We start from the raw sequence: 8,104 nt of genomic DNA, 5'->3' as shown, positions 1-8,104 counted from the left end.
ATTTTATATCATAAGACACATCTGTCCAGCAAAAGCCCTCTTTGAAGTAGAATGCAGTTCCTTGATAGCGAGCATTTTTATCTGTCCTTAAGAATTGGAGAATTGCTATGGGCGACTAGTGACTCGGATAGAGATGTTTCACCCCCTACTCCACGCTCCCCTAAGAGCTGACAAACTCATATTTATTTATGAAGCCCAATACATAGAAGTATCTTTAGGAAATATCTTTAGTCTATGCAATGATTACCTAAAATTTCTATGCTCTCTCACACATTCCCGCATAATGCACTCAAAGCCGCGCTATCTTTAATATAAATATCCCCGTGTCTATCTTTAGCTATCAAGCCCTGCATTTGCATTTTTTGCAAAATCCTACTTAAAGTCTCAAGCTTGATATTAAGCTCTCGGGCGATAAGCTGCCTTTGGCTATAGTTAAAATAATCTAGCTTTGTTTGTAAAAAATATGCCACCCTTGAAGTACTATCATACACTTCTTTAAGGTTGATAAACTCATTTAAAATGACATTAGTTTGCATACATTCAGTCAAAAACGCATGAGCGATCTCAATATTTGAGCCCACAAGCCGCCCTAAGCTTTCAATATCAAAAGACACAATCTCACTGGGGCAAACCCCCCTCACACTGCTATAAGCCTCATACGTAGCAAAACTCCCAAAGGTATTAATTAATCTAGGAGTTTTCAAACTCGCATTTAAACCCCTATCTAAACTTCCATCTATGTAGTATAAAAACAATTCATTGCCATTTCTATCTATTTTATAAATCTCCACTTTCCCCCGCGCGAGCAAATACACATCTCTTACTTGCTCTCCCTCATAATATAAAATGGCATTTTTTTCAATATAACGAAGCTTTGTGATCGCTTCTAGGGATTGCAAACTTTTCTCACTTAGGCGTGCAAACGCTCCAATAGAGCACAAGGCTTTTTGCTTCATATCCTATCCCTTATATGCTTTGTTTGTTTAAGTAATGGTAGCAAAAAAATAACCAAACAATAATAAAATACGCTTTTTTATCACTTCAAATCAGTAATATTTCTATAAAGCAAAGGAAGAATATGGAATATGATGTCTTAGTCATCGGAGGGGGTCATGCAGGCTTAGAAGCAGCGATTGCAAGCGCAAAAATGGGTGCAAAAACACATCTCATCACGCTTTTAATCCAAAATATCGCCCTTGCAAGCTGCAACCCCGCTGTAGGAGGGCTAGGCAAGGGGCATTTAGTCAAAGAGATAGACGCGCTAGGGGGCGTTATGGGAGAGATTACAGACAAATGCGGCATACAATTTAAAACCCTCAATTCTTCAAAAGGTCCAGCCGTGAGGGGCACAAGAGCACAAATTGATATGGATAGATATAGCATTATCGCTAAAGAAATCGCACTCAATACCCCTAATCTCACCCTCTCACAAGAGAGTGTGCAAAGCCTCATTTATGATAAAGACAATCAAGGCAGATTTGTAGCAAAAGGCGTGCAAACCAATATCAATAAAACATATTTTGCAAAACGTATTATCTTAACCACCGGAACTTTCCTTAAGGGCTTAGTGCATATTGGAGAGACAAAGCTAAGTAATGGACGCTTTGGTGAAATGAGCGCAGAGGCTTTGAGCGATTGCTTGCATAAAATGGGCTTAAAAATCGGGCGTTTAAAGACAGGCACATGCCCAAGAATTGATGCACGTAGCATTAATTTTGAAAGCCTAGAGACCCATAATGGCGATTCACCACCCCCGCACTTTAGCTATAAAACCACGCATTTTGCTCCCACACAGCTCCCCTGCTATGTGACCTACACTAATGAGCATACACATGAGATTATCCGTGCTAATTTTCACCGCGCACCGCTCTTTACGGGGCAAATTGAAGGCGTTGGTCCAAGGTATTGCCCAAGCATAGAGGATAAGATTAATCGCTTTGCTGATAAAAGTCGCCATCAGCTTTTCTTAGAGCCTCAAACCAAAGAGGCGGTAGAATATTACATTAATGGGCTCTCCACTTCTTTGCCTATTGATGTGCAAGAGGCAGTGATACATAGTATTAAAGGGCTTGAAAATGCCCATATCACGCGCTATGGCTATGCTATTGAATATGACTATGTAGAGCCAACAGAGCTCTATCATAGCCTTGAAGTGAAAAAATGCGCTAATCTCTTTTTGGCAGGGCAGATTAATGGCACAACAGGCTATGAAGAAGCCGCCGCACAGGGGATTATCGCCGGCATTAATGCCACTCTCTCACTCAAAGGAGAGCAATTCTGCCCGCTTAGGAGTGAAAGCTACATTGGGGTAATGATTGATGATCTAGTAACCAAAGGGACAAAAGAGCCTTATAGGGTCTTTACTTCAAGGGCGGAGTATCGCCTGCTTTTACGCGAGGATAATGCTATGCTGCGCTTAGGGGAATATGCCTATCATTTTGGGCTAATCCCTAAGGCGCATTATGAGCAAATTATGCGTGATAAGCTGCATATTAGCCAGACTTTAGCATATCTTCAAAGCCACTCCTTAACCCCAAATGCGGAGAATCTAAGCCAGCTTGCGCGTTTAGGGCTTATGAGTATTAGTGATAAGACTTGGCTTGTGCATATTGTGGGGCGAGAGGAGTTAAGCACTGCTACTATGCGCGAGTTTTTGACATTCTGCAATGTCCCAAATGCTAAAGACCTAAGTGAGTATGCCTTAAAGCAGATTTTTATAGAATCTAAATATTTTGACTATATCCAAAAGCAAAAGATTCAAATCGAGCAAATGGAGCAAATGCTGCAAGTAGAGATACCACGAGACTTTTGCTTTGATACTATACCGGGGCTAAGCCTTGAAGTGATAGAAAAGCTTAAAACTTTCACACCAAAAAGTCTCTTTGAGGCAAGTGAAATTAGCGGGATAACGCCTGCAAGCCTTGATGTATTACATCTCTATATCCACTTGCATCATAAAAAAGTAGCAAAAGTTTGATACAATCAAAAACATTTGACTTTACACATACTTACACAAAGGAGCGTATATGCGGTATATCCATAGGGTGAGAGATTATGCAATGGTAGGGGGACTTGGCGTAATGGCGGTTTTTGCTTTGAATGCTTGTGAGCAAAATAATACAAATGACCTCAATAGCACCCTCCAAAATAGCCAAAAAAATGGTGCATTTGTAGTGATAGAAGAGCAAGATGATGGCACATATAAAGTACTTGAGGAATATCCAAGTGAGCAAACACGCGTTATGCTAAAAGACAAATATGGGCAGGAGAGAATGCTAAGCTCTGAAGAAATTGATGCACTCATTAAGCAAGAAGAGGGAGCTATAGATTCTGGGCAAAGTGCGCTTACAAACCCAAATGGTGGGGGATTGGGGCTTGGTGGAGCAATTTTAGCAAGTGCTGCGGGGGCGATTTTAGGAAGTTATATTGGCAATAAACTCTTTAATAATCCAAACTATCAGGCAAATTCACAACGCAATTACAAATCCCCACAGGCTTATGAGAGAAGTAAAAATAGCTTTAGTAATAAATCAAGCACTCCATCTAGTGCGAAGACAAACACAGGCAAAAGTGGCTTCTTTGGCAATAATAGCACCAATGCCTCTAAGCCTATGACAAGCGCACCTAAAACAGGAAGTGTAGGAGGCTAAAGCAAATCTGTGCGGATTCTAAATGTTTATGCAAGCTGCTATAGCTTAGTATCTTAGGAGGTTAATATGAGAATTTCAACCCTTTCACTCCCCGATAAAGGGGCTTTAGAATCTATGGGGCTTACATGGCATACAGATAGAGATGAGAGCTCATATTTAAGTGATGAACTTATACATATTAGTCAAGCAGAGGCAGAGGCATTTTATGAAGCGGGCAATACGCTTTATGATATGTTTGTAGAGGCAGGAGAATATGTGATAGAAAATGACTTATTTTTCGAGCTTGATATACCTCCAAGCCTTATTGGGGCGATTAAGCAAAGCTGGGAGGAGGATATACATTGGCATTTATATGGGAGATTTGATTTAGCAGGGGGGCTTGATGGGAAGCCTATCAAATTGCTTGAGTTTAACGCCGATACGCCCACTATGCTTTATGAAAGCGCGCTTATGCAATGGGCGTTGCTTAAATACAATAAGCTAGACCAAAGTGCGCAGTTTAATAATATCCATAATGCTTTAAGTGATAATTTTAAGCGGCTTATTACCTTGGATGAAGATATTTCAAATTTTGAGGAGCTCTATGAGGGTTGGAAAATACTCTTTTCTTGTATCCCTAGCTCACATGAGGATATTACGACAACACGATTCTTAGAATATATCGCTAAAGAATCTGGCTTTGAATGCGGCTTTGCGCCTATTGATGAAGTGCATTTCTCCCCAAGTGAAGGCTTAAGCCATAATGGCATAAATTATGAATTCCTTTTCAAGCTTATTCCTTGGGAGAATATCGCCATTGATGAGCCAGAATTAGCACTTTTGATAAGCGAGATGATGCAAAATCACAACACAATTTTTCTTAATCCTGCCTATACACTGCTCTTTCAGAGTAAAAGAATGCTTAAAATCCTTTGGGACCTCTTCCCTAATCACCCACTTTTGCTTGAAGCAAGCTTTTCACCGCTCCCATATAAGCAAGTAAGCAAGCCTGCCTTTGGGCGAGAGGGCGCAAATGTGAGTATCTTAGAGGGAAATGGAGCAATCATAGAATCTAAAGATGGCATATATAACAATCACAAAAATGTATATCAAGCCTTTTATGAGCTAAATTCCCATAATGGGGCATTTTATCAACCTAATGTGTTCTTTGCTTATGAATCTTGTGGCTTGGGATTCCGCAAGGGTGGGAAGATTATTGACAATTATTCAAAATTTGTGAGCCACTGCATTAGCTAGAAATAAAATACATAGCGGAAATTGAAGTTATACTTTTCTTTGGCTTTCATTAAGACATAATCATTTGCATTTCCATTTAAGAGCGTATGGGCGACAAAAGGCAAACGCAAAAAGAGCTCAAAGCCATGCCTTTTATTCACCACACCCATTGCCCCAAGATGAACGACCACATCAAAGCCTGTTGTGTCAATCTTATACCCGCTTTGGGTATTTTGGGGGAATGTACCCTTATAGTTGGTAGATTCTAAGCCTAATCCTAAGAATCCCCCAATTTCTATAGCACCTAACTCTTCTACATCTAGGGTAGTGAAACGATATATCACATCAGTATTTAGCCCGATATTGGTATCTGTGAAATCATCAAAATTATTAATGCCTGTAATGTAATTTAGCTGCCCATAGTAGCGAAGCGCGATATTTGATTTAAGAGTATGTTTATAGCCTGCTACAAGCCCTATGCTCATATCTGAATAGTTATTGCTTGAGGGTGTTTGAGAAGTTGAAGTTGCTATATTAGCTGATGTGTCAAAAGTGATGCTCCCCGCTCCAAACTGCACACCGGCAAAAAACCCTCTATTTCTCTCCTCTGCATGCATAACCCCCGCTAAGGCAAAGATAAGTACATACAGAAATTGTAGCCTATTCATTTATCCCCTTTTAATCAAGCTATGCAAGATTCTAATCAAAAAAACGCAATAAATACCTAAGCTAGAGTGAATCTCTGCATAAATTACTAGTGATTTGACAAACTCATTTCCCTTGTGAGGGAGTTTTGTCTTGTGGGTTAGAATTATTGTTATGTTTTACCCTTTAGGGTGAAGAATTGCTGTGGGAGTCTCTATAAGAAACTACTCAAGCCAAAAGCAATTCTTCAGGCATAAAGCCCCGCAAGAAGCGACAAACTTTGCTATCACTTAGAGTTTAGGATAGCAATTCTCTACCCCTGATAAGGGATAAAGATATGACAATAGCACAAGCCACAAGCCGCACTCATGCTAAGATATGGCTATCAGATTCTAAGGGCGCGATTTACATAATAGAAAGCAGACGATGAAGTTTTGCAAGTAAAATTGTGGTGTTTTTAAGCTACAATGCTTAAAGCAAACTTTAAAGGAGCCCGTAGTGAAGCCAAATATTATTCGCTTTAGCGTTTCTCTTCCTGAGAATCTTCTTAATACCCTCGATGAGCGTTTGACGTATAAGGGATATTCCTCGCGTTCAGAACTCGTGCGAGATATGATACGTGAGAAGCTTAATGAAGAAGTGTGGAGTAGTGGTGCTGAAGATACGCAAGGTGTGGCAGTTTTGACAATTATTTATGATCATCATCAGCGCGAACTCAATCAAAAAATGATTGATATTCAGCATACCAATACCCATAATGGCAATGTGGAGATTCTCTGCAATACCCATGTGCATTTAGACCACAACAACTGCCTTGAAACGATTATTTTACGCGGTAAAGGAAGCAATATAGAGAATCTTAGCATTGAGATAGGCGGGCTAAGGGGTGTGAAGTTTTCAAAACTCACGCGTGCTAGCCGTTTTGAGTAATGTCGCTAACACATAATACCCCCTCTGCATTTGTGGCAATTTATGGTGGGAGCTTTGACCCGCCACATTACGCACATAGTGAGATTATCCGCACTTTGTGTGAAGATGAGCGCTATTGGCATATTATCATTATGCCAACTTATGCAAACCCCCTTAAAGCCCCGCCGCTTTTTAGCCCAAGTGAGCGCTTGGAGATGTGCAAGGTGCTTTGTAGGCAATATAATAGAGCCTACCCTCCTAAAATCCCCCCTGCGTATTCTCAAGAACCTTGCTTGCCAAGGGTTGCATTGAGTGATTATGAAATAGCCCAAAATCGCCCTGTTTTTACCATAGAGAGCATAAGTGCGTTGCAGGAGCATTTTAAAAGCCTCTATCCTTGTGTGCAATTTGCCTTTGTGTTAGGGAGTGATAGCTTTGCTACTTTGGATAGGTGGCATAAGCCACAAGCCTTGTGTGAAATGCTGAAATTTGTACTTATTGAACGCGAAACACCTTCTAATATCACGCTTCAATGCAAGCCTCAAGTGCTAGATTCTATTAGCCTTTGTGCCTATAATACTCTCTCTTCAACCACAATCCGCCTTTTGCTTGCAAATGGGCGCATAGATGAGGCATTAGCAATGATCCCAAAAAGCATTCATACCCTTATTAAGAGACATTTTTTATAATACATATTTTCATTGATTAAAGGATAAGTAATGCAAGATACACAAAATGCCCCAAGCCTTCTCAAACGTCTTGGTTATATCGAGGAGCTTTTGCTAGAAAAAAAGGGGGAGGATATTGAAATTTTTGATCTAAGGGGGAGGGATTATATCGTAGAGAGTGTGGTGATTGTAAGCGCAATGGTGGGCAAACATGCCTTTGCCTTGCTTGATCATCTCAAAAGTGAGCTGAAAAAAAGGGGGGAAGTTTTTTATGCGACAGAGGAGGAGAGTGAAGACTGGGTGATTGCCGATTTAGGGGATATTATGATCCATATTTTCACACCAAATCACCGCAAAAAGTTTAATCTCTCAGAGTTTTTGCATACTTTAGAGAAGCAAAATCACCATCTTTAGGGCGATAACTACGTGTAAAGCTAAAAAGTTTGGCTCTTAGGGGAACACAAAGTGGAGGCAGAGAATTGCTACTTGGATTTCTAGCAGATTCTATCCCGTTGTCATTCTGAGGAAGCGTAGCGACCGAAGAATCTCTGTTGGCGACTAGTGACTCGTATAGAGATTCTTCGGTTGCACTTTGTGCTCCCAAGACATGACAAAATGGCAGATTCGCTGGTGATTCTGTTAAGGAGTCTCTAGCAGATGAGAGAGATTCTTCACCCCTTGCAGGGGTTCAGAATGACAAAATAACGGACTCGCTGGTAATTCGGGCGAAGTTTCTTTGCAATGCTTGGAATGACAAAGTAATTTCCTTTGCAAAATGTTAAGCCTATTCCCTATAAGGGCGCAAAGTTTGTCATGTTGAGGGCGAATGCCCGAAGAATCTCTACCCGAATCACTAGTCGCCCATAGCAATACTTCGCTACGCTCTAAAGATGACAAAATCCACTAACGCAAACCTATAAACCTATAAATCATTAGCACACTTCCACTTGATTATTGAATAAAAGTGGTAAAAGATAATCCCTCAGTGCGCTTAGCTTTTGGGATTCTCTCTCATTG

At 40.5% G+C, this 8,104-nt stretch carries 10 protein-coding genes; 6 read left to right on the top strand and 4 right to left on the bottom strand.

Annotated features, from left to right (window positions below; all coding sequences use genetic code 11):
* Window positions 1-266: 266 nt before the first annotated feature.
* Window positions 267-956 carry a Crp/Fnr family transcriptional regulator gene (locus tag CQA63_RS08940; protein ID WP_104700760.1) on the bottom strand — a complete coding sequence of 230 codons (690 nt, stop codon included), beginning with the start codon at window positions 954-956 and terminating at the stop codon, window positions 267-269.
* 122 nt (window positions 957-1,078) lie between these two features.
* On the opposite strand from CQA63_RS08940, the gene mnmG reads away from it, so the two are divergent.
* From mnmG to CQA63_RS08925, 3 genes are all read left to right on the top strand, one after another.
* Window positions 1,079-2,977: a tRNA uridine-5-carboxymethylaminomethyl(34) synthesis enzyme MnmG gene (gene mnmG / locus CQA63_RS08935; protein WP_104700761.1), complete on the top strand. Its 1,899-nt coding sequence runs from the start codon at window positions 1,079-1,081 to the stop codon at window positions 2,975-2,977.
* Window positions 2,978-3,026: 49 nt separating this feature from the next.
* Window positions 3,027-3,650, top strand: a complete 624-nt coding sequence (locus tag CQA63_RS08930; protein ID WP_104700762.1) for a UPF0323 family lipoprotein — start codon at window positions 3,027-3,029, stop codon at window positions 3,648-3,650.
* 66 nt (window positions 3,651-3,716) lie between these two features.
* Window positions 3,717-4,886 carry a glutathionylspermidine synthase family protein gene (locus tag CQA63_RS08925; RefSeq protein ID WP_104700763.1) on the top strand — a complete coding sequence of 390 codons (1,170 nt, stop codon included), beginning with the start codon at window positions 3,717-3,719 and terminating at the stop codon, window positions 4,884-4,886.
* Here the strand turns inward: CQA63_RS08925 and CQA63_RS08920 are convergent.
* Complete coding sequence (locus tag CQA63_RS08920; protein ID WP_104700764.1) at window positions 4,883-5,533, bottom strand: outer membrane beta-barrel protein; 651 nt, start codon at window positions 5,531-5,533, stop codon at window positions 4,883-4,885. The two genes, CQA63_RS08925 and CQA63_RS08920, sit on opposite strands and share 4 nt — an antisense overlap.
* Before the next feature lie 475 nt (window positions 5,534-6,008).
* Between CQA63_RS08920 and nikR the strand changes: the two genes are divergently transcribed.
* From nikR to rsfS, 3 genes are read left to right on the top strand one after another with little or no spacing between them, the layout of a single operon-like run.
* A complete protein-coding gene (gene nikR / locus CQA63_RS08915) occupies window positions 6,009-6,440 on the top strand; it encodes a nickel-responsive transcriptional regulator NikR (protein ID WP_104700765.1) in 432 nt (143 codons plus the stop codon).
* Window positions 6,440-7,108, top strand: a complete 669-nt coding sequence (locus tag CQA63_RS08910; RefSeq protein ID WP_104700766.1) for a nicotinate-nicotinamide nucleotide adenylyltransferase — start codon at window positions 6,440-6,442, stop codon at window positions 7,106-7,108. Before nikR ends, CQA63_RS08910 begins: the two co-directional genes overlap by 1 nt.
* 30 nt (window positions 7,109-7,138) lie before the next feature.
* On the top strand, window positions 7,139-7,501 hold the full coding sequence (gene rsfS, locus CQA63_RS08905; RefSeq protein WP_104700767.1) for a ribosome silencing factor: 363 nt from the start codon (window positions 7,139-7,141) through the stop codon (window positions 7,499-7,501).
* On the opposite strand, the gene CQA63_RS09575 is transcribed toward rsfS, so the two are convergent.
* Window positions 7,449-7,691: a hypothetical protein gene (locus tag CQA63_RS09575; RefSeq protein ID WP_147288776.1), complete on the bottom strand. Its 243-nt coding sequence runs from the start codon at window positions 7,689-7,691 to the stop codon at window positions 7,449-7,451. The genes rsfS and CQA63_RS09575 overlap by 53 nt on opposite strands.
* A 35-nt stretch (window positions 7,692-7,726) precedes the next feature.
* Window positions 7,727-7,984, bottom strand: coding sequence for a hypothetical protein (locus tag CQA63_RS09570; protein ID WP_147288775.1), 258 nt, complete (start codon window positions 7,982-7,984; stop codon window positions 7,727-7,729).
* Window positions 7,985-8,104 lie beyond the last annotated feature (120 nt).

Origin of the sequence: Helicobacter marmotae, assembly GCF_003364255.1 — a bacterium.
GTDB lineage: Bacteria > Campylobacterota > Campylobacteria > Campylobacterales > Helicobacteraceae > Helicobacter_C > Helicobacter_C marmotae.
The sequence above is the reverse complement of the archived record's forward strand: the minus strand, read 5'-3'. Positions and strand labels throughout refer to the sequence as shown.